This is a genomic window from Kineococcus mangrovi, from assembly GCF_041320705.1.
Lineage (GTDB): Bacteria > Actinomycetota > Actinomycetes > Actinomycetales > Kineococcaceae > Kineococcus > Kineococcus mangrovi.
Genome location: NZ_JBGGTQ010000008.1, coordinates 163,540 through 189,521, shown reverse-complemented (window position 1 = coordinate 189,521; position 25,982 = coordinate 163,540). Strand labels below are relative to the sequence as shown.

27 protein-coding genes, 1 tRNA gene and 1 pseudogene are annotated in these 25,982 nt (G+C 74.8%); 14 read left to right on the top strand and 15 right to left on the bottom strand.

Annotation, left to right across the window (positions count from 1 at the left end):
* The first annotated feature begins 29 nt into the window (after positions 1 to 29).
* The 3 genes from AB2L28_RS16985 to AB2L28_RS16975 are packed head-to-tail and all read left to right on the top strand — an operon-like array spanning position 30 to position 2,423.
* On the top strand, positions 30 to 479 hold the full coding sequence (locus tag AB2L28_RS16985; RefSeq protein WP_370720167.1) for a MarR family winged helix-turn-helix transcriptional regulator: 450 nt from the start codon (positions 30 to 32) through the stop codon (positions 477 to 479).
* Positions 469 to 1,722, top strand: a complete 1,254-nt coding sequence (locus AB2L28_RS16980) for an MFS transporter (RefSeq protein ID WP_370720166.1) — start codon at positions 469 to 471, stop codon at positions 1,720 to 1,722. The genes AB2L28_RS16985 and AB2L28_RS16980 overlap by 11 nt, the downstream gene beginning before the upstream one ends.
* 44 nt (positions 1,723 to 1,766) lie before the next feature.
* Entirely contained in the window at positions 1,767 to 2,423 is a 657-nt protein-coding gene (locus tag AB2L28_RS16975; RefSeq protein WP_370720165.1) for a thymidine kinase, read from the top strand.
* Here the strand turns inward: AB2L28_RS16975 and AB2L28_RS16970 are convergent.
* Positions 2,411 to 2,890: a MarR family winged helix-turn-helix transcriptional regulator gene (locus tag AB2L28_RS16970; protein WP_370720164.1), complete on the bottom strand. Its 480-nt coding sequence runs from the start codon at positions 2,888 to 2,890 to the stop codon at positions 2,411 to 2,413. The two genes, AB2L28_RS16975 and AB2L28_RS16970, sit on opposite strands and share 13 nt — an antisense overlap.
* 95 nt (positions 2,891 to 2,985) lie before the next feature.
* Here AB2L28_RS16970 and AB2L28_RS16965 point away from each other — a divergent pair, with 95 nt between their 5' ends.
* The 3 genes from AB2L28_RS16965 (at position 2,986) to AB2L28_RS16955 (ending at position 4,946) form a co-directional block, all read left to right on the top strand.
* Positions 2,986 to 3,231: a DUF2630 family protein gene (locus tag AB2L28_RS16965; RefSeq protein ID WP_370720163.1), complete on the top strand. Its 246-nt coding sequence runs from the start codon at positions 2,986 to 2,988 to the stop codon at positions 3,229 to 3,231.
* A 46-nt stretch (positions 3,232 to 3,277) separates the two neighbouring features.
* The gene (locus AB2L28_RS16960) at positions 3,278 to 4,036 is read left to right on the top strand and encodes an SDR family oxidoreductase (RefSeq protein WP_370720162.1); all 759 of its coding nucleotides are present in this window, start codon (positions 3,278 to 3,280) and stop codon (positions 4,034 to 4,036) included.
* 85 nt (positions 4,037 to 4,121) lie between these two features.
* Positions 4,122 to 4,946 carry an IclR family transcriptional regulator gene (locus AB2L28_RS16955; protein WP_370720161.1) on the top strand — a complete coding sequence of 275 codons (825 nt, stop codon included), beginning with the start codon at positions 4,122 to 4,124 and terminating at the stop codon, positions 4,944 to 4,946.
* A 12-nt stretch (positions 4,947 to 4,958) separates the two neighbouring features.
* On the opposite strand, the gene AB2L28_RS16950 is transcribed toward AB2L28_RS16955, so the two are convergent.
* Complete coding sequence (locus tag AB2L28_RS16950) at positions 4,959 to 5,744, bottom strand: acetoin reductase (RefSeq protein ID WP_370720160.1); 786 nt, start codon at positions 5,742 to 5,744, stop codon at positions 4,959 to 4,961.
* A gap of 220 nt (positions 5,745 to 5,964) precedes the next feature.
* On the opposite strand from AB2L28_RS16950, the gene AB2L28_RS16945 reads away from it, so the two are divergent.
* From AB2L28_RS16945 to AB2L28_RS16935, 3 genes are all read left to right on the top strand, one after another.
* Complete coding sequence (locus AB2L28_RS16945; protein WP_370720159.1) at positions 5,965 to 6,561, top strand: ClpP family protease; 597 nt, start codon at positions 5,965 to 5,967, stop codon at positions 6,559 to 6,561.
* Positions 6,561 to 7,184, top strand: a complete 624-nt coding sequence (locus tag AB2L28_RS16940; RefSeq protein WP_370720158.1) for a ClpP family protease — start codon at positions 6,561 to 6,563, stop codon at positions 7,182 to 7,184. The genes AB2L28_RS16945 and AB2L28_RS16940 overlap by 1 nt, the downstream gene beginning before the upstream one ends.
* A 133-nt stretch (positions 7,185 to 7,317) precedes the next feature.
* Positions 7,318 to 8,334 (top strand): zinc-dependent alcohol dehydrogenase, encoded by a 1,017-nt coding sequence (locus AB2L28_RS16935; RefSeq protein WP_370720157.1) that lies wholly within the window; start codon positions 7,318 to 7,320, stop codon positions 8,332 to 8,334.
* Between the two features lie 19 nt (positions 8,335 to 8,353).
* On the opposite strand, the gene AB2L28_RS16930 is transcribed toward AB2L28_RS16935, so the two are convergent.
* Genes AB2L28_RS16930 through AB2L28_RS16920 form a run of 3 tightly spaced genes read right to left on the bottom strand, consistent with a single transcriptional unit; the run spans position 8,354 to position 13,170 of the window.
* Positions 8,354 to 9,214, bottom strand: coding sequence for an alpha/beta hydrolase fold domain-containing protein (locus AB2L28_RS16930; RefSeq protein ID WP_370720156.1), 861 nt, complete (start codon positions 9,212 to 9,214; stop codon positions 8,354 to 8,356).
* Entirely contained in the window at positions 9,211 to 11,838 is a 2,628-nt protein-coding gene (locus AB2L28_RS16925) for a glycoside hydrolase family 78 protein (protein ID WP_370720155.1), read from the bottom strand. Before AB2L28_RS16925 ends, AB2L28_RS16930 begins: the two co-directional genes overlap by 4 nt.
* Before the next feature lie 24 nt (positions 11,839 to 11,862).
* A complete protein-coding gene (locus tag AB2L28_RS16920) occupies positions 11,863 to 13,170 on the bottom strand; it encodes an MFS transporter (protein WP_370720154.1) in 1,308 nt (435 codons plus the stop codon).
* 197 nt (positions 13,171 to 13,367) lie between these two features.
* Here AB2L28_RS16920 and AB2L28_RS16915 point away from each other — a divergent pair, with 197 nt between their 5' ends.
* Positions 13,368 to 14,342, top strand: coding sequence for a LacI family DNA-binding transcriptional regulator (locus tag AB2L28_RS16915; protein ID WP_370720153.1), 975 nt, complete (start codon positions 13,368 to 13,370; stop codon positions 14,340 to 14,342).
* Positions 14,343 to 14,387: 45 nt separating this feature from the next.
* Here AB2L28_RS16915 and AB2L28_RS16910 read toward each other — a convergent pair whose 3' ends face one another.
* The 6 genes from AB2L28_RS16910 to AB2L28_RS16885 form a co-directional block, all read right to left on the bottom strand.
* Complete coding sequence (locus tag AB2L28_RS16910; protein ID WP_370720152.1) at positions 14,388 to 14,747, bottom strand: helix-turn-helix domain-containing protein; 360 nt, start codon at positions 14,745 to 14,747, stop codon at positions 14,388 to 14,390.
* 101 nt (positions 14,748 to 14,848) lie between these two features.
* Entirely contained in the window at positions 14,849 to 16,402 is a 1,554-nt protein-coding gene (locus AB2L28_RS16905) for a methyl-accepting chemotaxis protein (protein ID WP_370720151.1), read from the bottom strand.
* 85 nt (positions 16,403 to 16,487) lie between these two features.
* On the bottom strand, positions 16,488 to 17,012 hold the full coding sequence (locus tag AB2L28_RS16900; RefSeq protein ID WP_370720150.1) for a SigE family RNA polymerase sigma factor: 525 nt from the start codon (positions 17,010 to 17,012) through the stop codon (positions 16,488 to 16,490).
* Positions 17,009 to 17,827 carry a hypothetical protein gene (locus AB2L28_RS16895; protein ID WP_370720149.1) on the bottom strand — a complete coding sequence of 273 codons (819 nt, stop codon included), beginning with the start codon at positions 17,825 to 17,827 and terminating at the stop codon, positions 17,009 to 17,011. Before AB2L28_RS16895 ends, AB2L28_RS16900 begins: the two co-directional genes overlap by 4 nt.
* Positions 17,828 to 17,968: 141 nt before the next feature.
* Positions 17,969 to 18,041, bottom strand: a tRNA-Glu gene (locus AB2L28_RS16890).
* An 89-nt stretch (positions 18,042 to 18,130) separates the two neighbouring features.
* Positions 18,131 to 18,991, bottom strand: coding sequence for an NAD(P)-dependent oxidoreductase (locus AB2L28_RS16885; RefSeq protein ID WP_370720148.1), 861 nt, complete (start codon positions 18,989 to 18,991; stop codon positions 18,131 to 18,133).
* A 126-nt stretch (positions 18,992 to 19,117) separates the two neighbouring features.
* Between AB2L28_RS16885 and AB2L28_RS16880 the strand changes: the two genes are divergently transcribed.
* Positions 19,118 to 20,470 carry a sensor histidine kinase gene (locus AB2L28_RS16880; RefSeq protein ID WP_370720147.1) on the top strand — a complete coding sequence of 451 codons (1,353 nt, stop codon included), beginning with the start codon at positions 19,118 to 19,120 and terminating at the stop codon, positions 20,468 to 20,470.
* A 19-nt stretch (positions 20,471 to 20,489) separates the two neighbouring features.
* Positions 20,490 to 21,173, top strand: coding sequence for a response regulator (locus AB2L28_RS16875; protein WP_370720146.1), 684 nt, complete (start codon positions 20,490 to 20,492; stop codon positions 21,171 to 21,173).
* 9 nt (positions 21,174 to 21,182) lie between these two features.
* Here AB2L28_RS16875 and AB2L28_RS16870 read toward each other — a convergent pair.
* Positions 21,183 to 21,296: pseudogene (locus AB2L28_RS16870) on the bottom strand (oxidoreductase); the annotation flags it as partial.
* A gap of 332 nt (positions 21,297 to 21,628) precedes the next feature.
* On the opposite strand from AB2L28_RS16870, the gene AB2L28_RS16865 reads away from it, so the two are divergent.
* Positions 21,629 to 21,991: a VOC family protein gene (locus AB2L28_RS16865; protein ID WP_370720145.1), complete on the top strand. Its 363-nt coding sequence runs from the start codon at positions 21,629 to 21,631 to the stop codon at positions 21,989 to 21,991.
* A gap of 7 nt (positions 21,992 to 21,998) precedes the next feature.
* Entirely contained in the window at positions 21,999 to 22,427 is a 429-nt protein-coding gene (locus tag AB2L28_RS16860) for a DMP19 family protein (RefSeq protein ID WP_370720144.1), read from the top strand.
* A gap of 9 nt (positions 22,428 to 22,436) precedes the next feature.
* On the opposite strand, the gene AB2L28_RS16855 is transcribed toward AB2L28_RS16860, so the two are convergent.
* Genes AB2L28_RS16855 through AB2L28_RS16845 form a run of 3 tightly spaced genes read right to left on the bottom strand, consistent with a single transcriptional unit; the run spans position 22,437 to position 25,961 of the window.
* Complete coding sequence (locus AB2L28_RS16855) at positions 22,437 to 23,126, bottom strand: O-methyltransferase (RefSeq protein WP_370720143.1); 690 nt, start codon at positions 23,124 to 23,126, stop codon at positions 22,437 to 22,439.
* A gap of 50 nt (positions 23,127 to 23,176) precedes the next feature.
* A complete protein-coding gene (locus AB2L28_RS16850) occupies positions 23,177 to 23,854 on the bottom strand; it encodes an SIMPL domain-containing protein (RefSeq protein WP_370720142.1) in 678 nt (225 codons plus the stop codon).
* A 31-nt stretch (positions 23,855 to 23,885) separates the two neighbouring features.
* Complete coding sequence (locus tag AB2L28_RS16845; protein ID WP_370720141.1) at positions 23,886 to 25,961, bottom strand: alpha/beta fold hydrolase; 2,076 nt, start codon at positions 25,959 to 25,961, stop codon at positions 23,886 to 23,888.
* Positions 25,962 to 25,982 lie beyond the last annotated feature (21 nt).

Here is a 25,982-nt window from a genome sequence, read left to right as displayed (position 1 = left end):
GACCCCGCGCAGCGTCATATAGTGTCCCTATGCAACTTGATGAGGACCTGGCCGAACGGCTGCTCCTCAGCTGCGCGGCCCTGACGCGGGAAGCCGCGGCCGCCGCCACCGGAACCCGCCTGTCCCTCACCCAGGCCCGGGTCCTCGGCACCCTGCACCGCGACGGCCCCCTGCGGGTGAGCCGGCTCGCCGAGCTGGAGGGCTGCGCCCAGCCGAGCATGACCGGCCTCGTGACCCGGCTGACCGACGCCGGCCTCGTCACCCGCACCGCCGATCCCGCCGACGCCCGCGCCGTCCTCGTCGCGCTGACCCACGAGGGCCGCGACGTCCTGCTGGCCAACCGCCGCGCCCTGCGAGCCCCGCTCGCCCGGGCCCTGCACGACCTGCCGGCCACGCCCGGCGACCTCGAACGACTGACCGGCCTGCTCGAGGACGTCACCACCGCACTCGCCCCAGGAAGGACGCCCCGTGTCGACTGACACCCCCTCAGGCACCGCGACCGACGCTCGCCCCGGTCTGCTGAGGCAACCGGTCGCCGTGTGGGCCGTCGCCTTCGCCGCCGTCGTCTCGTTCATGGGGATCGGCCTCGTCGACCCGATCCTGCCCGCCATCGCCGGCGAGCTCGGCGCCACCAGGGCCCAGACCCTGCTGCTGTTCACGTCCTACCTCGGCATCACCGGCCTCGCCATGCTGCTCACCGGCTGGATCTCCAGCCGGTTCGGCGCGAAGAAGACGCTCATGGCCGGGCTCGCGCTCATCGTCGTGTTCGCCGCGCTGGCCGGGTCGTCCTCGTCGATCGCGCAGATCGTCGGGTTCCGCGCCGGCTGGGGCCTGGGCAACGCGCTGTTCATCGCGACCGCCCTGGCCACCATCGTCGGCGCCGCGAGCGGGGGGATGGCGAACGCGATCATCCTCTACGAGGCCGCGCTCGGCCTCGGCATCGCCACCGGCCCCCTCGTGGGCGGCCTCCTCGGCGAGGTGTCCTGGCGCGGGCCGTTCTTCGGCACCGCCGTGCTCATGGCCGTCGCCTTCACCGCGATCGTGACCCTGCTGCCCTCGACGCCGAGACCCGCTGTCGCCACGAGGATCTCCGACCCCGTCCGCGCGCTGCGCCACCGCGGGCTCGCGACCGTCGCGGCCATGGCCTTCCTCTACAACTTCGGGTTCTTCACCCTCCTGGCCTACACGCCGTTCGCGCTGGGGATCTCCTCCCCGATCGGGCTCGGCCTCGTGTTCTTCGGCTGGGGCGTCTGCCTCGCGATCGCGTCCGTCGCCCTCGCCCCGCGGCTGCAGCGCCGGTTCGGGTCCGTCCCCGTCATGGCGGCCATGCTGGCGCTGTTCGCCCTCGTCCTCGTCGCCGAAGCCGTGTTCGTGGACGTGGAGCCCGTCCTCGTCGTCGGCACGATCGTCGCCGGGGTCTTCCTCGGGGTGAACAACACGATCGTCACCGAACTCGTCATGGAGGTCTCCCCCGTCCAGCGCTCGACGGCGTCCGCGGCCTACTCCTTCGTCCGGTTCATCGGCGGCGCCATCGCCGCCTGGGCCGCGGGCGAGCTCGGCGAGGTCTTCACCGACTGGTCGCCGTTCGCGCTCGGGGCGCTCGGCGTCGTCGTCGGCCTGGCCGTGCTGCTCTCCGGCCGCCGCCACCTCGTCGTCGTGCACGGGGAGCCGGCCCCGCACTCGACCGCCGAGGCGCAGGCCGTCACCGCCGGCGACGCCTGACGGCCCCGCACCCCGGACCCGGGCGTGTGGCACGATCGACGCCCGTGGCCGAGCTGGTGTTCTTCTCCGGGACGATGGACTGCGGGAAGTCGACGCTCGCGCTGCAGACCGACCACAACCACCGGGTCCAGGGACGGCGGGGCCTGCTGTTCACCCGCTTCGACCGCGCCGGGGCGGCGGTCATCTCCAGCCGCATCGGGCTCGCGCGGGCGGCCCTCGAAGTCGGCGCCGGCACCGACCTGTGGGTCGAGGTCAGCGGACGGCACGCGGCCGACCCGCTGGACTACGTCGTGTGCGACGAGGCGCAGTTCTACGACCCCGACCAGGTCGAGCAGCTCGCCCGGGTGGTCGACGACCTCGACGTCGACGTCTTCGCGTTCGGGATCACGTCCGACTTCCGCACGCGCCTGTTCCCCGGGTCCGCGCGCTTCATCGAGCTCGCCGACCGCGTGCAGGTGCCGCAGGTCGAGGCGCTGTGCTGGTGCGGACGGCGCGCCACCCACAACGCCCGCACCGTGGACGGGGAGATGGTCGTCGCGGGCGAGCAGGTCGTCGTGGGGGACCTCACCCGCGCGGAGGGGACGCTCGACGTGGGCCCGGTGGGCACCGTGGCCTACGAGGTGCTCTGCCGCCGGCACCACACGCGCCGGCAGACCGCCACCCACCGGGAGATCGACCTGCGAGAACGTCAGCTCTCGTAGCCCAGGGTCGTCGCCTCGGGCATGTCGGTGTCCCCCGCGGCCTCGGCGAAGCGCGCGAACCCCTCCCGCACGGCGGCGCGGCCGTCGTCGTCCATGCGTTCCAGGACGGCTTCGAACGACGCGCGACGGCGGGCGAGGACCTGGTCGACGAGGTCGCGGGCCCGCTCGGTGGGGGCCACCAGCACCTCGCGGCGGGTGTCCGGGTTGTCCTCGCGCGTCACCCACCCACCGGCGACGAGCCGGTCGACGGCCCGCGTGAACGTGGACGGGTGGACACCGATGGCCGCGGCCAGCGCCCCGCTGCGCAGCGGTCCGCGCCCGCAGATGAGCACGAGCACGCGGTACTGCTGGAGCGTGAGGGACTCCATGGCCTCGGCGAGCGAGCGCACGCTGATGCCCACGATGGCCCGCGAACCTGCGAGCACCGCTTCGACGTCCTCGTCGACCTGCTGATCGGTGGGGATCACGCGGGAATGGTAGTAGTTCCCGGGCCGGTGCGCGCCGGGAAACCCGAACCCGCCCCGCGCTCGCGGTCCGCCCCGCGTCGCGGCAGGATCCGGGCATGGACGAGCACGACATCCACCAGCGGATCAGCGACCTGGTCGCCACCGAGCACCGCCTGCGGGAGGCCCTGCAGAGGGGCGAGCTGAGCGCCGAGGAGGAGCACGCGCGGCTGCGGGCCGCCGAGGAGGCGCTCGACCAGTGCTGGGACCTCCTGCGGCAGCGCGACGCGCGCCGCGCCGCCGGGCAGGACCCGCAGGAGGCGGCGGCCCGGCCCGTCGACGAGGTCGAGCACTACCGCCAGTAGGGAAACCCGTTGCGTCCCCCACCCCGGCCCGGGCCAGGGTGGGGGCGTGACGCGGCGACCGGTGGTGCTCGTGACGGGGGTCGGGAGACGGGTCGGCATCGGTGCCGGTGTCGCCGCCCGGCTGGCGCGGGACGGCTGGGACGTCGCGACCACCCACTGGACTCCGTACGACGAGCGGATGCCGTGGGGACCGCACCCCGAGGACCCCGACCACGTGCACGCCGGCTTGCGGGCCGCCGGAGCGCGCACCGCCGCCGTTCCCGCCGACCTCACCGACCCGGCCGCACCGGCCCGGCTCTTCGACGCGGTGGAGGAGGCGCTGGGGCCGGTGACCGCGCTCGTGGCGTGCCACTGCGAGTCGGTGGACTCCTCCATCCTCGACACGAGCGTCGAGAGCTTCGACCGGCACATGGCGCTCAACGCCCGGGCGACGTGGCTGCTCGTCGCGGAGTTCTCCCGCCGGCTGCGGGTGGAACCGGGCACGGGCCGGATCGTCGCGATCACGAGCGACCACACCGTCCACAACCTCCCGTACGGCGCGAGCAAGGCCGCGATGGACCGGATCGTCCTCGCCGCCGCGCGGGAACTGCAGCACCAGCGCCTCACGGCCAACGTGGTGAACCCCGGCCCCGTCGACACGGGCTGGATGGACGACGACCTGCGCGCCTCGGTGCTCGCCGCGAACCCGCGCGGGCGGCTCGGCACGCCGCAGGACACCGCCGACCTCGTCGCGTTCCTCCTGTCCGACCGCGGGGGCTGGGTCAACGGGCAGCTGCTGTTCTCCGACGGTGGTTGGCGGGCCTGACGGGCCGCGCGACCGCACGCAGGGGTCACCGGCGGTCCACCGCCCCGACGTGGACGGACGGGGGCCGGCGCGCCAGACTGCGGGCGTGCTCGACGACGACACGAGGCCGACAGCCGGTGCGGCCCGGGGGAACGCCCGCGGACGGCGTTCACGGGACGGCGGGGTCGCCACGGCCGAGAAGACGCTCGCGGTGCTGGAGGTCGTGGCCGAGCGCGGTGGGGCCACGGCCAGGGAGGTGTCGCAGGCCCTGGGGTTCCCGCTGCCGACGACGTACCGGCTGCTGCAGGTCCTGGTCGGCTGCGACTACCTCGTCCACCTCAAGGCCGACAAGCGGTTCGAGCTCGGCTACAAGCTGGACCGCCTCGGGGTGAGCCTGCACCGGCAGGTCGGGGTCCCCCCCACCGTGCGGCAGGAGATCTGCCGGCTGCACGGTTCGGTGCGGGCGGCGGCCTACTTCGCGGTGTACCGAGGGGCCGACGTCGTCGTCGCGCACGTGGCGGACTCCCCCGCGCACCCGCGGCTGACGCCCATGAACTTCGGGTTCCACGAGGCCGCGCACGCGACGGCCTTCGGCAAGATCCTGCTGGCCGGGATGTCCTCCCAGGACGCCGCCGAGTACCTCGACGCTCACGGGACCCCGGCGCTGACGCCGACGACGATCACCGACCGGTCCGCGCTGGGCGCCCACCTGGCCGAGGTTTCACGGCGCGGCCTGGCTTGGGAGCGCGAGGAGTTCGTGCCCGGCGCGGCGTGCGCGGCCGTCGCCGTGCACGACCCCGCGGGTTCGGTGGTGGGCGCGGTCGCGATCAGCACCGTGGACGACGAGGTGGACCTCCGCCGAGCCGGTGAACTCGAGAACGCGCTGCGCGAGAGCGCGAACCGGGTCAGCCGGTGGCTGCGCACCGGCTGACCCGAGGACCGCTCAGGAGAACTGGATCCCGCCGTCGACGAGCATCGTCTGGCCCGTGACGTAGTCGGAGTCCGGGGAGGCGAGGAAGCTCACCATCTTCGCGACGTCGTCGGGGACGGAGACGCGCCCGAGCAGGATCGACCGTGCGTTCTCGGCCAGCGCCTCACCCTTCTGCTGGCCGTGCTTGGCCGCGAGCTTCTCGTCGATGAGGTCCCACATCGCAGTACCGACGATGCCGGGGCCGTAGGCGTTCACGGTGATGCCGTGCTCGGCCCACTCCATCGCGGCGGCCTGGGTGAGACCACGAACGGCCCACTTCGTCGCCGAGTACGGACCGAGCAGTGCGAACGGGCGGAACGCGACGATCGAGGCCGCACCGATGATCTTCCCGCCGCCGCCCTGGGCGATGAACTGCTTGGCCGCGGCGCGGTACCCGAAGAACACGCCCTTGACGTTCACATCGAAGATCTTCTCGAAGTCGGCCGTGTCGTACTCCAGCAGTTCATCGACCTGTGCGATCCCGGCGTTGGCGACGAACACGTCGAGGTGCCCGCCGGCCTCGACGGCTGCGCGCACCACCAGCTCGTTCGACTCCTCGCTGGTGACGTCGACCTCGGCGCCGGTGGCGGTGCCCCCGGCGTCCCCGATGGCCTGCACGGTCTCGTCGATGCCGCTCTTCATGGTGGGCAGGTCGGCGACCACGACGTGCAGGCCGTCGCGCCCGAGGCGTTCGGCGATCCCGCGCCCGATCCCGCGAGCCGCTCCGGTGACCACCGCGACACGTGCGTCCGAACTCATTCCAGTCCTCCTCGACCAGTGGGGGCTTGTGGTGCCCGGCAGCCAACCCGTCCGTCCGGCACCGGGTCCAGCGTCCTTCTCACCGAGTGAGAACGACGCCGACGGGGTTGTTCGCCGGGAGGAGATCTCCTGCGGGCAGAAGACCCTCCCCTCCTCCGGCCCGACGCGACGACGCTGGTGGTGCGGGGGCGCCGGGTCCCCGCAGGAGAGGAGACCGGGCATGACCACCACCACCGGACCGTTCGAGGACCAATTGTCCCAACGGTTGCTGTTCCAGCGGATCGTCGTCCTGGGGCAGGAGGTCGACGACGCGGCCGCGAACCGGATCACCGCGCAACTGCTGCTGCTGTCGGCCGACGACCCGCGCTCCGACATCGCCCTGTACGTGAACTCCCCCGGTGGTTCGGTGACGGCCGGTCTCGCGATCTACGACACCATGAGGCTGATCCCCAACGACGTCTCGACGCTCGTCCTGGGGATGGCCGCGAGCATGGGGCAGTTCCTGCTGTGCGCGGGGACGGCCGGCAAGCGCTACGCCCTGCCGCACGCGCGCGTCATGATGCACCAGCCCTCGGGCGGGATCGGGGGCACCGCGGCCGACATCGCGATCCAGGCCGAGAACCTGGAGCACACGCGATCCGTCCTCACCCGGTTGACCGCGCAGCACACGGGCCAGGACGAGACCACGATCCGGACGGACTCCGAACGGGACCGGTGGTTCACGGCCGAGGAGGCCCTGGCGTACGGCATGGTCGACCACGTCGTCACGGCGGTCTCCGACGTCCACCTCGGCGCGGCCCGGAAGGTGGGGTTGTGATGAGCTGGCCGATCCCCTACGTGGTGGAGTCCACGCCCCGCGGCGACCGCACGTCCGACGTGTTCAGCCGCTTGCTGTCCGACCGCATCGTGTTCCTGCACGGCGAGATCGACGACGCCGTCGCGAACGTCGTCATCGCCCAGCTCGTGCACCTGGCGTCGGAGTCGGCGACCGCCGACGTGAGCCTCTACATCAACTCCCCGGGAGGTTCGGCGACGGCGCTCACGGCGGTCTACGACACGATGCGGTTCATCCAGCCCGACGTCGCGACGTTCTGCGTCGGGCAGGCCGCCTCGGCCGCGGCCGTGCTCCTGGCGGCCGGCGCGCCCGGCAAGCGGTCGGTGCTGGAGCACTCCCGCGTCCTGCTGCACCAGCCGTCCGGCGGGGCGCAGGGCACCGCCGCGGACCTGCAGATCCAGGCGAAGGAGGTGCTGCGGATCCGGTCGGAGATCGAGGACCTGCTCGCCCGGCACACCGGCCGCGACGTCGAGGTGTTGCGCCGCGACCTCGACCGCGACCTCGTCCTGCCCGGTGCCGCGGCGGTGGAGTACGGGGTGGCCGACCGGGTCGTCTCGCCCGCCGCAGCGCTCACCCCGTCCTCGGGGTCCGGTCCCTCGGCGTGACCCTCGACCCGCGGTCCTGCGCTGGGCGTCATCCGGACGGGTGACGCCCCGCGCCGGCGCGTCGACCAGGATGGCCCCACCGCACCACGTCGGTGCCCGGCCCCCGTCCCCGCCCCACCCGAGGAGACCCGTCATGCGATCCGTCCACGTCACCGGCCCCGGCACGGCGTCCTGGGTGGAGGTGGACCGCCCCACCGCTGGACCCGCCGACGTGCTCCTGCGGGTCCGGGCCTGCGGGATCTGCGGGTCCGACGCCCTCTACACCAGCCACGGCGGCATCCCGCCCCGCCAGGGCGCGACCCCCCTGGGACACGAACCGGCCGCGGAGGTCGTGGAGGTCGGGAACCAGGTCGACGGCCTGTCGGTCGGCGACCACGTCGTGCTGGACACCATGGCCTTCACCGACGGTCTGCTCGGGAGCGGTGGGGCTCAGGGCGCGCTGTCGGAGTTCGTCGTGGTCCGCGACGCCGAGGTGGGTCGCCAGGTGAAGGTGATCCCCCGGCACGTCCCCTGGCAGGTGGCCGCCCTCAACGAGCCGATGGCCGTCGCCCTGCACGCGGTCAACCGCACCGCTCCCGGCCCCGGGGACAAGGTGGTCGTGTTCGGGGCCGGGCCGATCGGCCTGGGCGCCGTCCTGGGGTACCGACGCAAGGGGGTCGAGCACGTCGTCGTCGTGGACATCGTCCCCTCGCGCCTGGAGAAGGCGCTGCAGGTGGGGGCGGACGCCGTCGTGAACTCCGCCGAGGAGGACGTCGCCGCCCGCCTGGTGGAACTGCACGGGGACGGTTCCACGCCGCGCGTGCGGGGTGTGCGTCCCGGGACCGACATCTACCTCGACGCGGCCGGCGCCCCGGTCGTCCCCCGCACCGTGACCTCGATCGCCAAGCACGGCGCCACCTTCGGGGTCGTCGCGGTGCACAAGACCCCCGTCGAGATCGACTTCGGCGCGGTCCTGGCCACGGAGCTGAACCTCGTGTGGGCCATGGGGTACCCCACGGAGATCTTCGAGGTCACCGACGACCTCGTGCAGAACTGGCAGGAGTACGCGGTGGTCGTCAGCGACACCCTGCCCTTCGACCGTGCCCTCGACGCGCTGACGCTGGCAGCCACCCCGGGCGCCGCCGACAAGGTCGTCGTGCTCCTGGACTGACCGCCGGGCGCCCGGCTCCTCAGGGCCGGGCGCCCGCGGTGAGCCAGGCGACCAGCCGGGCCACCGTCCGCTGCGCCCCCGCCGTCTCGGGGAAGTTCAGGTGCCCGTGCGGCACCCCGGGTTCCCGGACGACCGTGACCTCGACCCCGGCCGCGACGAGCGCCGCCGCGTAGGCCTCCCCCGAGGGCCGCAGGTCGTCGAGGTCGGAGGTCACCACGAGCGTCGGCGGCAACCCGGTGAGGTCACCGTGCGCCGGGAACGCGTACGGGTGCGACAGCAGCTCCTCCCGGCCCACGTAGGCGAGGTTCAGCTCGCGGGTGCGGGCGGCGTCGAACCGCTCCCCCGTCCCCGACGTCGCCAACGCGGCGGCGAGCTCGGGGGAGGGAGCGGGCAGGACCGAGTGCAGCACCGGGTAGACGAGCACGGTCGTGGCGGGCAGCGGCCCGGCGCCGTCGCGCACCTGCAGGCTCACCGAGGCCGCCAGGTTCCCGCCGGCGCTGCCACCCCCGAGGTGGCGGCGCTCCGGCGGCAGGTCGCGGAACCCCTCGTGCCAGGCCCACGTCCAGGCGGCGAGGACGTCGTCGCTCGGGACGGGGAAGAACACGTCGCCGACGGCGAGGCGGTAGTCCACCGAGACGGTGCGGACCCCTGCGGCGGCCAGGCAGCGGCTGACCCAGTCGGCTTCGGGGACGTCGAGGTCACCGTGCTGGAAGGCCCCTCCGTGCGCCCACGCGAGACCCGCCACCACCGGTCCGGCGGGACGGTACTCGCGGACCGGGACCGGGCCGTGCGGTCCGGGCACCGTGCGGTCCACGACCTCGATCCCGACCTGGGCGTCGACGGCGCGGTCCCCGGTGGTGGACGGGGTGCTCGTGGTCACAGGGCCTCCTGGGCGTCGTGCTGGTCGTGCTGGTCGGGGTGGCGGGGTACCGGCTGGTGGAACGTGTGCCGGCCGTGCTCGACCTGCACCGGCGGGGCACCGGGCAGGTCGACGGTCGCGGTGACGCCCGGGGGGACGACGACCTCCACGTGCATCCCCTCGGGCGCGAGGGACCAGTCGATCGACACCGTCCCGTACGGGGACGAGTGGGTCGCCCCGGCGCTCGTCAGGGTCCCGCCGGGCCTGGGGGCGAACAGGACGTGCCGGTACCCGGGGGCTGCGGGGGCGAGCCCGGCGACGACGCGGTGCAGCCAGTCCGCGACCGCTCCGAGGGCGTAGTGGTTGAACGAGGTCATCGTGGGGTCGTTGACCGAGCCGTCGGGGCGGATGGCGTCCCAGCGCTCCCAGATCGTCGTCGCCCCCTGCAGGACGGTGTAGAGCCAGGAGGGGCAGTGCGTCGACTGCAGCAACCGGTACGCCTCCTCGACGTGACCGGCGCGGGTGAGCGCGTCGCAGACGACGGGTGTTCCCGCGAAACCCGTCGCGATGCGGCCGTCGGCCTCCCGCACGAGCTCGGCGAGCCGGCGACCCCCTGCCGCCGCGGTCCGCTCGTCCGGCCAGAGCCCGAACACCGTGGCGAGCGCGTGCGCCGTCTGGGTGTCGTCGCGGGGGCGGCCGTCGGGGGTGAGGAACTCGCGGGCGAAGGCGGACCGCACCTCGCCCGCCAGGACCTCCTGCTCGTGGGCGAGGCGGTCCTCCCCCAGCGTCCGGGCCGTGGCGGCGAGCCGCGCGGCGGCGTGCGCGAAGTAGGCGGTGGCCACGAGGAAGCGGTCGGTGGTGGCCTCGAAGGGGTTCTCCGGCGGGGCGGCCGGGTCCAGCCAGTCGCCGAGCTGCTCGGTGTCGTGCACCACGCGACCCGGCCCGGCCGACCGCTCCACGTGCTGCAACCACCGGACGGCGCTGGGCAGCTGCGCCCGCAGGAGGGCCGCGTCCCCGGTCGCCGTGTGCAGCACGTCGGGTGTCAGGACCGCGACGTCTCCCCAGACGGCCATCGGGTCGCGCGGGAGTTCCGTGAACGGGGGCAGCGGCAGGTAGGGCACGAAGGGTGGGACCCAGTCGAGTTCCTCCTGCTCGGCCGCGAGGTCGCGCAGCCACGAGGTGAGCATCCCGGTCACGCCGAACAGGAAGGCCGCCGTCGGCGCGAACACCTGCAGGTCCCCCGTCCAGCCGAGCCGTTCGTCCCGCTGCGGGCAGTCCGTCGGGACGTCGACGAAGTTCGACCGCGCGCCCCAGACCACGTTCTCGTGCAGCCGCTGCAGCAGCGGGTCGGAGCAGCGGAACCACCCGGTCCGGGGCACGTCGGAACTCAGGACGCGGGAGACCACGTCCCCGGGCCGCAGGGGTCCGGACCAGCCGCTGACCTCCGCGTACCGGTAGCCGTGGACGGTGAACCGGGGTTCCCACTCGACGTCGGTCCCGTCGAGGACGAGCACGTCCGTGGCCAGGGCGCTGCGCAGCGGCGCGGTGTGCAGCTCGCCGTCGACGAGCACCTCCGCGTGCCGGAACCGCAGCTGGTGCCCCGCCGGGCCCGAGGCCCGCACCTGCAGGCGCCCGCTGTGGTTCTGCCCGAAGTCGAGCACCCAGCGACCGGGTTCCCGCTCGACCGCCGAGACGGGTTCGAGCTCCTCCACGCAGCGCACCGGCGGCCCGGTGGGGGCCACGAGGGCGCTGCCGGGGTCCAGCTCGTGCACGACGACCGGTCCCCACGTGGCGTCGTCGTGCTCCGGCGTGGACCACGAGGGGTCGTCGTCGCGCAGGTCGACGTGCTCGCCGTCGTAGAGGCCGCTGGCTCGCACGGGACCGCGACCGGTGCGCCACCCCGGCCCCGAGGACACGACGTGCCGCTCGCCGTCGGCGTCCACGACCTCGAGCTGGGCGATGACGGCGAGGTGGTCGCCGTAGAAGCGTTCGACGCCCTCACCGAACCCCAGACGTCCCCGCCACCAGCCGTCCCCGAGCCACAGGCCCAGCGCGTTCTCCCCCGCGCGCACCTGCTCGGTGACGTCGAAGGTGGCGTACCGCAGGCGGTGGCGGTAGCTCGTCCAGCCTGGCGTGAGTTCCTCGTCCCCCACGCGCCGGCCGTTGACCTCCGCCTCTACCAGTCCGTGGGCGGACAGGTAGAGCCGGGCGTGCACCGGGTCGGCGGGCAGGTGGAACGTCGCCCGCACGCGGCCGGGCTCGCCGTCCTGCGACGGTGGCGGGCCGACGGGTCGAGCCGTCCAGTCCGCCGGGTCGAGGAGCCCGGTCTCGACGTGCCCCCACGGACCCCAGGGGCTCCAGGCATCACCGTCGTCCACCTGGACCCGCACGGCGATCCGGGTCCGGGAGGCGACCGGCGCCGAGGGCCAGGGCACGAGGACCTGGTCCGGACCGGGCAGGTGGTGGGTGCTGCGGGTCTGCTGCCCGCGCGGCGTCGTCGTGAGCACCTGCACCCGGGCGGCGTGCTGCCGGTAACCCTGCGCCGCCCCGTCGACCAGCCAGGACAGCCGCGGGGCCGCCTCCCCCGTCCCCAGCCGGTGAGGGGCGTGGTGCTCGAAGACGGGGGCGGACGGGGTGGGGACCATCGAGAAACTCCTGCGGGTCGCGGATCAGGACCGGGCGGTGGCCGGGTGGCCGGTCTCGGCGGTCGGGGTCGTCGGGTCGTCGACGAAGGTGTTCACGGGAGGACGCCGGAACGTCAGACCCGCCACGAGGAACCCCACGGCCACGACCGCACCCAGGACGAGGAAGAAACCCTGGTTGTCGAACCGGAGCAGGGCGGGTGTCGCGGCGGCGAGGATGGCCGCGGAGATGCGGGCGACCGCGACGATGGTGCCCTGCGCGGTGGACCGCAGGGTCGTGGGGAAGGACTCCTGGGTCCAGATCTTCATGATGCCCTCGAACGCCACGCTGTTGCCCAGGCTGCTGATCACGAGTGCGACGACGAGCGTCGTGAGGGTGAACCCGGCGATGCCGAGGACGAAGTAGCTGGACGTGGTGAGCAGCGCGCCGACCGCGAAGAACGCGAAGCGGCGGTGGGTGTCGACGAACCGCATGTAACCCAGGCCGACGACGAGCGAGGCGATGAGCACCACCAGCGCCCACCGGTTGAACTGCGCCACGGTCGCCCCGGCGTAGGTGGTCGCCATGAAGGTGTTGTACTGCCCGTACGTGTTGGCGCCCAGGTTCGTCAGGGCGTAGAACACCACCAGCGCCACCATCGGCCGGGCGTAGGGGGTGCGCAAGAGGTCGCGCACCCGGACACCGGGCGTGGTGGAGGGCAGGGTCCCGGCGCGGCGGGCGGCCAGCCAGACCTGCGACTCGGGAACCGTGAGCCTGGCCAGCAGGACGACCAGGGCGACGACGCCGACGTGTCCGACCATGATCTGCCCGCCGAGGCGTCCGAGGTCACCGACGAAGGCCGCCATCCCGACGGCGACGATGATGCCGACCAGCCACAGCGAGTTCGACAGGATGATGATCTTGCCGCGGTTCCCGTCGTCGGCGGCCTCCGCGATCGTGGCGAGGGAGACCGGCAGGTCCGCGCCCACCCCGAGGCCCAGCAGCACGATCGCGACCAGCAGGACCCCGAACGTCGTCCCGACGGTGGCGAGGGCGGAGCCCGCGACGATGAACAGCATCGTCACGAGGAAGACGCGGCGCCGGCCGAAGCGGTCGCCGAGCCGGCCGCCGACCAGGGCTCCGGCGGCGACGCTGAACGTCAGGGCCCCGGACAGCAGGGCGATCTGGTCCTGGGTGATCCCGACGGTCATCCCGTAGATGACCAGGGCGATGCCGGACGTCACGAGGGCGGCGGCGTCGATGTAGGACGCCATCCCGGCGATGACGCCGACGCGCCAGGGGTTCGGGCGCGCGGCGACCGACGGGTCGGACGGCGGGGTGGGGAGGGGGGACATGGCGGGTTCTCCTTCGAACTCGGGCGTACTTCTCACTCACACGTGTGACCACGGTAGGCGATTGAATCGATCCACTCAAGGGGTGCCAGGGAACCACCCCTTCGCGCGGTCCGCCGACCGGGGTGGGTCGATCGGTTACCGTGCGCTGGGACGAGACCCACGGAGGACGCGTGCACAGGAGGGCGACGAGCGCTGACGTGGCCGCCGCGGCCGGTGTCTCGCGGTCGACGGTGAGCTACGTCCTGAGCGGCAGCACCCGGCACTCCTTCCCCGAGGAGACGCGCCGGCGCGTGGAGGAGGCCGCCTCGCGCCTGGCGTACATCCCCCACGCCGCCGCGCGCAGCCTGCGGGGCGGGGACTACCACTGCGTCCTCGTGGCGCTGGGCCGGCTCCCGTTCGCGGGCAACGTGGACCGGCTGCTGGGGCAGCTGACCGACGCCCTCGCCCAGCGGGGCCGGTCGCTGCTCACGTGGACCGCCGGCGGCGGTGCCCGGCTGGCCGACGTGCTGCGCGACGTCAACCCCGGGGTCGTCGTCGAGGTGATGCCCCTGACCGCCGACGACCGGTCCGCGGCGCGGGGGGCCGGCATCCCCGTGCTGAGCATCGCCCACTCGGTCGAGCACCTCGAACGCGCCGTCGGGGCCCTGCAGGTGCAGCACCTCGTGGCCCTGGGGCACCGCCGGCTCGCGCACGTGACCGTCGAGGACGCCCTGCTCGCCACCCTCAGCGCGAACCGCGCGCAGGGGGTGCGGCTCGCAGCCCGGGCCCACGGGCTCGCGGTCCCGCCGCACGTGGTCCCGGGAGCGCTCACGGACGCGGGCGAGGCCCTGCGGCCCGTCCTGCGGCGGTGGGTGGGCGGGAGGCACCCGGTGACCGCCGTCTGCTGCTTCAACGACCTCTTCGCGGGGGCGGTCCTGCTCGCCGCGGCGCGCGAGGGGATCGACGTGCCCGGCGACCTGTCCGTCGTCGGCGTGGACGCGGACCCGTTCGGCGCGCTCCTCACCCCGACGCTCAGCAGCGTCCGCTACGACTTCGCCGGCGCCGCCGCCTTCATCGCCGACTCGATACGTTCCGAGCTCGACCGGGGCGCTCCCGGCGGGGGGCGGGACCGGATGCTCGACCTCGTCGCCGCGGGGTCCACCGGGCCGGCACCGCGACGGCGCACGCCCTGACGTCCACGACGCCTCCGCGACCCCGACGGGGTGGGACCCGCCGGCTCAGGCGACGAGCGAGAGCGAGACGCCGGGCCCGGCGCGGAAGGACCCCGCGGCGGGGGCCGCCGGCGCGGTGACCGACGTCAGGTCGCGCACGTGGCGGCCGGTGCGCAGCAGCAGGTCCGCGAGGTCGAGGCCGAGGGCACCGCAGATGGCGGCCAGCACCTCCGAGGACGGCTCCTTGCGCCCGCGCTCGACCTCGGACAGGTGCGCCAGGGACACCCGCGCGGCGGTGGCGACGTCGGACAGGGTGCGGGCCTGCGCGGTCCGCTCGGCCCGCAGCACGCCGCCGAGGACGTCGCGCAGCAGCGGGTCCGGCCGGCGGCGCACGCGGCGGGACGGGACGACGGTCGACGTGCGCACGGGAACCTCCACCGGTCGGTTCCCGGTGACGCTACGGGACGGGTGGGGCCGCCGCACCGCCGTCCGCTCAGGGCGGACGACGGTGCGGCGGGTTCAGGGGGTCAGCGCGACGAGGGGTGCTCGTACGCGGTCGCCATCGCGACCTGCTCGTCGATGACCTCGGAGATGCGCGCCTGCACCGCGTCCAGTTCGCGGATGATCGCGGCGGTCTCGTTGATGCCGCCGGAGACGGCCGAGCTGGAGGCCTGGATGCCGGCGACCTGCTGCGCGACGCGCTGGGTGGCGTCGGCGGTCTCGCGCGCCAGGTCCTTGACCTCGCTGGCGACGACGGCGAAACCCCGGCCGAGCTCCCCGGCGCGGGCGGCCTCGATCGTGGCGTTGAGCGCGAGGAGGTTCGTCTGGTCGGCGATCCCGGAGATGATCTTGATGACCTCCCCGACCGCCGCCGACGCCTGGGTGAGCGCGTCCACCTCACCCGTCATGGTCGAGGCCTGGCCCACGGCGGCGTCCGCGACGCGGCCCGCGTCGTTCACCGCGTCGCGCAGCCGCGAGACCGTGTCGAGCAGTTCGTGCGACCGGGCTGCGTCGTGCTCGCTGCGGCGCAGGACGTCCAGCCGTTGCGAGACGAGCTGCTGGACGTTGCGCAGCGAGGAGGCGCGCGAGTCGGACAGCTCGATGACGTCGGTGGCGAAGAAGTCCATGGTCCCCACGACCCGGCCCTCGGACAGGACCGGGAAGCACACGCCGGACTTCACGCCGGCGCGCTGGGCCGCGGGGGCCCGGACGCAGTCGGTCACCTCGGCCAGGTCGCGGACGTAGACGAGGTCGCGCTGGCGCCAGGCCCGTCCGGACAGGCCGACGCCCTCGGCGAAGCTCGCGGCGAGGGTGACGCGGCGGAACTCCTCCCCCGCCGACCCCGACTCGACCGCGAACCTCAGCGTCGCGCTCTCCTCGTCCAGCGCCCAGTACGACCCGTAGGCCCAGCCGAACGCCTCGCGCACGGTCTCCAGGGCGGTGCGCAGCGCGGCCTCCTGGGTGGCGGCGGCACCGACGGTGGTCACGACGGTCGTCACCGCGGCGCGGTCGTTGAGGGTCTCCTGCAGGGTCGCCGTGTCCAGCGCGCGGCGGCGGGAGTGCGCGGCGACCCGCTGGATGGCCGACCACTTCTCGGCCCGGCCCCCGAAGAACGGCAGCTCGTTGCGCGAGTAGTACTCGTGGATCGCGACCACCCGGCCGTTCTCCACGACGGGCAGCTGACCACCGCTCTTGGCCCCGGCGGCGCGGGCGTCGCGCCAGCGCTGGCAGGCCATCGCCTCGGGGGAGTCGTCGCACTGCACCGGTTCGCGGGAGGTGATGGCCTTGCCGCCGCACCCGTCCCCGGCGCCGACGGCGATGGACCGGCTCGAGGACAGGGCCTGGCTCAGCGGACCCACCTCCGCCGCGACGGTGAAGCGGCCGTCCGGACCGGGCAGCCAGACCGCGCCGTAGCTGAGGTCGAGCGCCCCCGCGAGCGCCCGGACGCAGGCGAGCTGGGCCTCCAGCTCGGTGGTGATGCCCCCGTCGAGCGCGGCGAGGACCGCCTCCAGCGCTTCGACGTCGCGCGGCATCGGTCCCGTGGCGACGTGACCGACGGTGACCTTCTGGCGTCCGAACACTGGTAGCTCCCCCACACCGGGTGACGAAAGTTCTAGAAGCGGTGCTCCTGTGAGTACTTCGGCCGGGTGCGGGGGGAACTTGAGGTCAGCGGCCCCGGTCCCCCGCCAGGTGCTCGCGCAGGGTCGCCAGCCCGCGGTGGGCGTTGCTGCGGACCGTGCCCGTCGTGACGTCGAGCAGGTCGGCGATCTGCTCGTCCGAGCAGTCCTCGAAGTGGCGCAGGACGAGCACCGTGCGCTGCTTGGTCGGCAACCGGCGCAGCGCGGTGAGCAGCTCGTCGCGGTCGGCGAACTGCCCGCTGCGGTCGGCGGTCGCGCTCTCGGGCAGGTCCCCGGTGGGGCGTTCGCGCCGCGCGGCCCGCCGCCAGAAGGAGGTGGAGGCGTTGACCACCATGCGGTTCACGTAGGCGACCGGGTCGTCGGCCGCGCTCACCCGGCCCCACTTCAGCAGGGCCTTGGCGAGCACGTCCTGGACGACGTCCTCGGCCGCGTGCGGGTCGCGGAGCAGCCCGCGGGCCAGGCGCACGAGCGCCGGGCCGCGGGCGGTGACGAACTCCTCGAAGGTGAGGGCCCCGGTGCCGGGCGGACGGGTGGGCGTGCCGGGGATCGTCACCGCGGCGCACCCCCGGCCTCGGTGAGGGCCGCCGCGAGGTCGAGCTCGCGCGAGGCCAGGGCGGCGGCCTGGTCGAGGGTGGCCTGCCCGTCGGGCTGGTAGGTGGTCGTCGTGACCTTCACGACGAGCTGGCCCGAGCGCGCCACCACGATCGCCTGCCACGACGGGTCGTCGCCGAGGGTGGCCGGGCGGTAGCCGGCGATCACCTGCTCGGCGGCGACGGCCGCGGGGGCGAGCGTCCAGGACGCGCCCTCCAGCTGCGTCGTCGCGCAGTCCCGGGCGTCCTGCTCGGTGGCGGCCGTCCAGTCCTGTGCGGCCGTGCCGCGGAACAGCAGCACGCGCAGCCCGACGTCCTCCGGCGGGCCCGGGCGCGCGGTCGGCGACCCGCCCCACCCCGCCGCCCGGCTGTCGACGATCGTGTCCGTCCCGTCGTAGGCGTCGTCCTGGCAGAAGCCGGAGTTCACGGAGACGTTCTGCCCCGACAGCTCCAGACCGGGCACGACCGCCTCGACGTCCCGCGTGGTCAGCAGGGCCTCGTTGGGGACCGCCGTCGCCGGGGGCGTCGTGGCGGGGACGACGGGCCGCACCGTCGTCGGGTCCTGGGCCCACTGGGACACCCCGAGCGGCAGCCCGAGGGCGAGGACGGCGACGACACCGGCCACCCCCCGGCGGCGACGGCGCAGGGTGCGGGCGCGCCCCCGCGCTCCTGCGACGAGGACGGTCACGTCGACCCCGGCGTCGGCCGTGCCCGCGCGCCGCAGCGCACGGACCAGGTCGTCCTCCGCCGGGTCGGCTCCCCTCCGGTGACCACTCACGCCGTCCTCCCCTCCACCGGGCCGCCCCCTGCGACCTCCGAGCAGCAGACGCGCTGGACGGCCGGTGCGTTGCACCGGCGAGCGGACGGACCCGGGACGCGAGAAGGCCCCCGGTCCAGGTGGACCGGGGGCCTTCCTCGGTAGCCCCGACGGGATTCGAACCCGCGCTACCGCCGTGAGAGGGCGGCGTGCTGGGCCGCTACACAACGGGGCCCCAGCGTCGATCCCGTGACCGGGACCGGCAGGCAGGAGTCTACCCGCTCCCGGCGGGTGCCCCGTCCAGGCCGCGGGTCCCGCGCAGGCTCAGCGGGGTTCGTCGCGGGCCACGACGGAGAAGTCCTCGTCCCCGTGCCCGGCCCGTCGGGCGGCCAGCAGCGCCTGGGCCGCCACCGTCAGGGCCGGCAGCGGGAAGCGGGACGTGTCGATCATCAGACCCGTGTCCTTCAGCAGCAGGTCGGTCGAGAACTGGGTGTCCCCGAACTCCCCCGTCCGCAGGTTCTGCCCCTTCATCGCCGCGATCGGACCCAGCCCCGTGCCCCTCAGCGTGGTGAGGACCTGCTCGACGTCCAGACCCCCGGAGGCGCCGAGCCGGACGGCTTCGACGAGCCCCTGGAAGGAGACGGCGAGCGCCAGGTTTGCCACGAGCTTCCCCGTCGCGGCGGCGGCGGCCTCGGGCAGGACCTGCAACCGGTCCGGGTCGGCCCACAGGGACACGTAGGGCAGCGCCCGCTCGGCTCGCGGCCCACCGGCCAGGACGCCCAGGGAGCGGTTCGCGGCCGGGCCGAGCGACCCGACGACCGGGGAGTGGACGTGGTCGACGCCGCGCCCGGCGGCCCAGCGCGCGTGCTCGGCGGCGTCGGCGGGGGCGATCGTCGTGACGTCGATCCACAACGTCCCGGCCGCCGGGGACAGCCCGTCGAGGACGACCTCGCGGACGGCGGGTGGTCCGAACAGGGCGGTGACCAGGACGTCGGCACCGTCGAGGGCCTGCGCCGCGGACGAGGCGGAGGTCGCGCCGGCGGCGACGAGCTCGCCGTCGCGGCCGGGGGTGCGGTTCCAGACGCGCAGGTCGTGGCCGGCCCCCAGGAGGTGGCCGGCCAGGACGCGGCCCATCCGGCCCAGGCCGAGGAAGGCGATCGTGGAGCGGGGTTCAGCAGGGTTCACGGGGCGTTCCTCGGGGACGGGCGACACGGTGGGTGACGCGCGGGGTGACGGGTGCGACGGACGCCGGAGGAGCGCAGGGACGATCGGGGGACGACGGACGCTCAACCACCTCCCTACCCTGAGGCGGTGAGCCAGCTCGCGCACCCCGTCGCTCCGCCCGCCGACCCGTGGGCGACGCGCTGGCGGTTCGCCCCCCGGGCCCGGGACGTCGTCGCCGTCCTGCTGGCCCTCGCCCTGGCCGTGACCTGGTTCCACGCGGTCGTCGTGGGCCCGGTCCGGCCGCAGCCCGGTGGGCCCCCGGTCCTCTTCGACGGGCTGTCGTGGGTCACCGGGGCCGGGGTGGGCGAGGTGCTCGCCTGCGTCCTGGTCGTCGCGAACTGCCTGGCCCTGTGGTGGCGGCGCAGCCAGCCGGTCCTGCTGTGCCTGGTGTCCCTGGCCGCGGCCGGGGTGCTGGCCTTCGACGGGGCGCTGTGCTTCGCGCTGCTGACGTTGGCGGCGCGCCGGCGCGACCGCCTGCTCGTCCTGCTGTCGGTGGTGGCCGGGGTCGCCGCCACGCTGGTGTCGTTGCGCACGACCGGGAACGGGCTCGTCTGGTCGGCGGTCTTCGCGGTCGTCGGGGTCTCGCTGTGCGTCTTCGTCGGCGCGTTCGTCGGCGCCCGCCGCGACCTGGTGACCTCCCTGCGCGAGCGCGCCGAACGGGCCGAGCACGAGCAGGTGCTGCGGGCCGAGCAGGCCCGGCTGGCCGAGCGGACCCGCATCGCCCGCGAGATGCACGACGTCCTGGCCCACCGCATCTCGCTCGTCGCCCTGCACGCCGGGGGCCTGGAGGTGCGCCCGGACGTCGGCCCCGACCAGGTCGAGACGACCGCGGCGACGATCCGCGAGACCGCCCGGACCGCGCTGGAGGACCTGCGCCGGGTGCTGGGGGTGCTGCGGGCGCCGGGCACGGGGTCCGCGGCCACCACCGCGGCCGAGCTCGTGCCGCAGCCGACGCTCGTCGACGTCCGGCGGCTGGTGGAGTCGACGCGGGAGGCCGGGGTGGACGCCGTGTTCCGGACGGACGTGCCCGTCCACGCCGACGTGCCGGCCGACCTCGGCCGGACCGTCTACCGGGTGGTGCAGGAGGCGCTGACGAACGTGCACAAGCACGCTCCGTCGGCGCAGACGGTCGTCACCGTCTCCGGCGAGGTGGGCCGGGAGATGCTCGTCTCGGTGGTCAACGCCCGCCCGCACGGGGCGCCCGCGGGGTTGCCGGGCGCGGGGTCCGGGCTCGTCGGGTTGTCCGAGCGCGTGGGCCTGGCCGACGGCACCATCACCTCCGGCCCCGAACCGGGCGGTGGTTTCGCCGTCCGCGCCCGGATGCCGTGGCCGGCCCCGGACGGGCGGGCGCGTCCCGGCGCCTCCGCCGCCTGGACCCCGCCGGATGCGAGGATCGTCCGCGCACCGGCCGGCTCCGGCACGGGCGAGGGGAACGGCTGAGGTGGAGGCGGACGCCGACGTGAACGCGGACGAGCAGCGGGGCAGGCCGACGAGGGTCCTGCTGGTGGACGACGACGCGCTGGTGCGTGCCGGTCTGCGGATGATCCTGTCCAGCGCCGAGGACGTCGAGGTCGTCGGTGAGGCCGAGAACGGCGCCCAGGCCCTCGAGGGTGTCGCCGCGCACCGGCCCGACATCGTCCTCATGGACGTGCGGATGCCCGTCATGGACGGGTTGACCGCCGCCAAGGCCATCACCGAGCGACCGCAGGCCCCCAGCGTCGTCATGCTCACGACCTTCGACCTGGACGAGTACGTCTTCCAGGCGCTGCAGGCGGGCGCGACGGGGTTCCTGCTCAAGGACACCCCGCCGCGCGAGCTCGTCTCCGCCGTCCGTGTCGTCGCCGCGGGCGAGGCGATGCTCTCGCCCACCGTGACCCGCCGGCTCGTCGGGCACTACGCCGCCGACACCGTGAACCCGCGCCGCCGCGAGGCCGCCGAACGGCTGCAGCTGCTCACCGACCGCGAGCGCGAGGTGCTCGGCGCCGTCGGCCGGGGGTTGTCGAACGCCGAGATCGGCAAGGAGCTGTTCATGAGCGAGGCGACGGTGAAGACGCACGTGTCGCGGCTGCTCACCAAGCTGGAGGCCCACAACCGCGTGCAGGTCGCGATCGTGGCGCACGACGCGGGGCTCCTGGACGCCTGAACGCCGACGGGCCAGGCTGCCGGCGTCGACGGGGACCCACGGGGTGAAGGCGATGCCCTGCTCCTCGCAGTGCGTCAGCAGGTCCTCGGCCCGCCGGTCGCCGAGGTCGTAGCGGTTCTGCACCGAGGCGATGCCCAGCCCGGCCGCCCGGGCCTCCTCCACGTCGTCGACGCCGAACCGGCGCAGGTGCTCCGGGCGGCCCAGCGGCGGCCACACGTCCGGGCCGTGCGGGTCAGCCCGCCCTCGGTGGCGATGACGACGTCGCCGTCACCGGTGATGCGCGTGGCGCCGTGGCCGAGTCGTCGGACGGTCTTGCCGCCGAGGTCGACGGTTCCGCCGGCGGACCCGGGAACGGTGACCCCGGGCAGCTGCCCCGACACCTCGGCGCGACGCGCGCCCGGCGCCGCGGGCGGGCATGATCGTCCCGCAGCACGCTCCGATCGAAGGTGGGTCCCGTGAAGGTCACTCCCGTCCGCTTCACCCGCGACGTCGCCGCCATGCGGCGCTTCCTGAGCGCTCTCGGCCTCGCGGGCACGCAGAGCAGCGAGGACGGGTCCTGGGTGAGCCTGGAAGCCGCCGGCGGCGGGGAGGTCGGGCTCCACGACGTCGCCACCGCCGCCGCGCCGCGCGAGGCCGGCACGACCGACCTGGCGTTCTCGACGACCGAGCCGCTGGAGACCGTGGCCGCGCGGCTGCAGGACGCGGGTTTCCCCGCGCGGGTCGACGGCCGCGTCCTGCACGTCACCGACCCGGACGAGCGCGACGTCCAGGTGCACGGTGCCGAGCTCGACCTGCACGGGTACTCCGAGGGCGACTGACGGACCCGTGGGCACCCCGCTGCTCGACGCGCTGAACGTCCCGGCGATCACGGCCTACGAGTGGGGGGACGACGCCGCCACCCCGGGTCTGCGATCCCTGGGGGCGGTGCTGGCCCTGCACGGCATCGCCGAGAACGGCGGGCTGGTGGGCGGGGGCGTGGAGAACCTCTTCTTCAGCCGGCGCCTGGACTCCGTCGACGACGCTGCGGCGGGCCTGCGGTGGCTGGGCCTGGACGACGTCGCGGACCTCGTCCTCGGAGCACGTCGGGAGTTCCTGCGGTTCCGGCCCACCGGGTACGAGGAGTTGTCCGCCGCCGACGAGGAGCTGTGGGACCGGCTGGACGAGGAGTTCTTCGCGATCGCCCCGTCGGAGCGCCTCGAGGCGGCCGTCGCGGCCCGCCTCGCGGACATCGCGCCGGAGCTGCCGCCGTCCTGACCCCGCGGCTCAGCGCACGAGCGCGAGGGCGAACCCGTCCCACCCCTTCGCCCCGACGGTCTGCAGCGCGGTGACCTCCAGGCGCGGGTCCTCCCCCAGCGCCTCCAGGAACGTGCGGGTCCCCGTGATCGCGGGGTCCGTGCTCGCCTCCTCGGCGACCCGGCCGCCGCGCACGACGTTGTCCCCGACGATGACGCTGCCGGGGCGGGTCAGCCGCAGGGCCCACTCGAGGTAGTGCGGGTTGTTCGGCTTGTCGGCGTCGATGAAGACGAGGTCGAACGGGTCGCCGCCCTCCGCCGCGAGCTGCGGCAGCGTGTCGAGGGCGGCGCCCACGCGGACGTCCACGACGTCGGAGAAACGGGCCCGGTCGAGGTTGCGGCGGGCGACCTCGGCGTGCCGGGGCTCGTACTCGCACGTGACGACCCGGCCGCCGGGCGGCAGGGCTCGCGCCAGGTGGATCGTGCTGAACCCGCCGAGCGTGCCGATCTCCAGGACCCGCCGGGCTCCGGTCATCCGCACGAGCAGCGAGAGCAGCGACCCCTGCAGCGGGGACACGTCGATCGCCGGCAACCCGGCGGCCTGGTTCTCGTCGACGACGAGTTCGAGGACCTCGTCCTCGGGCAGCAACGTCTGGACGAGGTACTCGTCGACCTCCGTCCACGCCGAGCCGGGGTCGTGGTCGCCGGTGGCAGAGCGCATGCCCGCACTCTGCCACCGGCGCACGCCGCCCGACGAGACCCCACGAGACCTCAGCCGGCCCGTCCCGGGGCACCGGGCAGCTCGGCCGACGGGGGCACGTCGACGAGCTCGAACCGCGCCGTCACCACGGCCGCGACGGTCTGGGGCTGGGGGTCGAGGTCGAGCTCGGGCGGGGATCCGTCCGCGGCCGGGAAGGCCGTGGCCGCCATCCGGGGCGTCGGGAACGGGGAGCCCCCGGCGTCGGACAGCTCCAGGAGGTCGCCGAGGGTGGCGCCGAGGGCCGCCGCGTCGTCGTGCGCGCGGGCGACCGCGGCGGCGACGGCGGCCGCCCGGGCCCGCCGTTCCAGGTCGGAGCCGGGACGCAGCGACCACCAGGGTCCGTCGACCGCGACACCGGGCAGGCCGGTGAACGCGACGACGAGGGCGGAGAGGTCGGTGGCGTCGGCGGCGAGGGTCACCCGCGTCGAGAACCGGCCGGTCCAGCCCGTGATCCGGGTGCCGGAACGGCGGTCGACGACGGGGCTCACCGACAACGGGTCGGTGCGGACCGAGTCGGGGGCGAACCCGGAAAGGACCTCGTGGACCTGCCGCGCGAGGTCGGCGAGCGCCCCGGTGACGACGGTGGGGCTGCGGCCGGAGGTGTGCAGCACCGCGGACACCGTCGCCAGTTCGGGCGGGCCCTCGACCCGGCCCTCGCCCTGGACGGTGAGGCTCGCGCGCCCGCTCACGGGCCGAGGCCGATCCGTGCCCGCAGCGCCGTCACCGCAGCAGCTCCGGCGTCCGGAACGGCACCCCGTGCACGTGCGCGGCGAGGAACGCGAACACCGTCTCGTACCAGAGCACCGCGTGCCGGGGGGTGAGCACCCAGTGGTTCTCGTCCGGGAAGTGCAGGAACCGGTGCGGCAGGTCCGCCGGGTCGCCCGTCCACTGCCGGTTCAGGACCCACCACAGCCGCAGGGCCTCCCCGACCGGCACGCGGTAGTCCTTGTCGCCGTGGATCACGAGCATCGGCGTGACGATGTTCGCGGCGTGCGCGGCCGGGTCGTTGGCCGCCACCATCGCCGGGGTCATCTCCCGTTCCCAGTAGTGCGCCGCGTCCGTCGTGGCCCCGAACTGCTCGAGCGCGAACAGGCTCGCGTGGGTGACGATCGCGCGGAACCGGTTGGTGTGCCCGGCGACCCAGTTCGCCACGTACCCGCCGAACGAACCGCCCATCGCGGCCGTGCGCTCCGGGTCGAGGTCGTCGCGTTCCAGCGCGGCGTCGGTGACGGCCATGAGGTCGGTGTACGGCTCCGCGCCCCACGCCCCCCAGCCGCGGGCCAGGAACTGCGCGCCGTACCCCGTCGACAGCCCCGGGTCCGGGAGCAGGACGGCGTAACCGCGGGCCACGGCCAGCCAGGGGTTCCACCGCCACGACCAGGCGTTCCACGAGGACAGCGGGCCGCCGTGGATCCACAGCAGCAGCGGGGCCGGGTGCTCGGGCCCGGCGTCCGCCGGCAGGCACAACCAGGCCCGGACCTCGGCGCCGTCCGCGGCCGTCGTGGACACCTCCGTCAGCGTGCCGGGCAGCTCCGGTCGGGGCGCCGGACCGGGGAGGACGACCGGGTCCCCCGGCCTCGACGCGTCGAGGCGCACGACCGCCGGAGGGGCGTCGACGGCCGAGCGGACGGCGTAGACCGCCGTGCCGTCGGGCGCGACCTGCAGGTCGGAGTAGGCACCGTCGTCCGTGCTGAGGCGGCGCACCGAACCGTCCGCCACGTCGACGCGGTGCACGGGGGCGCGGCCGTGGTCGTCGACGGCGAGGAACAGGGCGTCCGACCCCGGCCCCCACTGCGGGGTGCCCGTCCCCCAGACCTCCCAGCCGGGGACCACGTCGCGCGGCGCCGCGGAACCGTCGAGCGGGACGAGCACCAGCCGCAGCGTCGGCGGGCTGGTGGGGGTCGACAGGCTCTCGGCGACGGCCGCGACCCACCGCCCGTCCGGGGAGACCGACGGCGAGGTGAACTCCCGCCCGGGATCGTCCGCCAGGGCGCGCACGGAGCCGTCGGCACGGTCGAGGACGACGAGCCGGGTGCGCTGCGACCCGCCCGGACCGGCCACGTTCTCGGTGGTGACGAGGGCGGAGCCGTCGGGGACCAGGGCCGCCGACGCCTCGTCGAAACGGCGACCGGGGGCGGGGGTGAGGTCGCGCCACCGCACCTCGTCCCGCGCGCCCGCGGGTGTGTCCGCCGGCAGGTCCAGCGTGAGCCAGCGGGGTTCGTCGGGTCCGAGGTCGGCGTCCCAGTACCGGACGGGGTACCCCGCGTGCAGGACGGCCGACACCTTCGCGTCCTCGCGGGCCTCGCGGCGCGCCGCGTCCGACGTCGGCCCCTCGGTGCTGTCGTCGGCGCCGGGCAGCGTCGGGGACGCGACGACGACGGCCGCTGACGTCCGCGCCGTCCGGGGACCGCAGACCCCGCCGGGTCGCGCGGCGACGCAGCGCGCCTCCCCCGTCGGCGGCAGCGCCCACAGCGCCGCGGGCGGGTCGTCGGTGGCGGGGGCCTGCGGGTCCGGCCGCGCCGAGGTGAACAGCAGCGTGCCGTCGGGGGTGAACACCGGTGAGGACTCCGCGGCGGCACCGCGGGTCAGGCGGCGGGCCGGGCGTCCCCCCACCGGGTCGACCTCCCACAGCGCACCCCGCCACCGGGTGCGGTCCGGGGTGAGCGTCGCGACGGTCGTCACCAGGCGCGTCCCGTCGTGGGACAGGGCCAGGCCGCTGACGCGCGGCAGCGCGGTGAAGGCGTCCAGGTCGGCGAACGCGGAGGAGGGAGCGGAGCTGGCGGTGGTGTCCGGCACCCGACCAGTCCTACCCCCCTC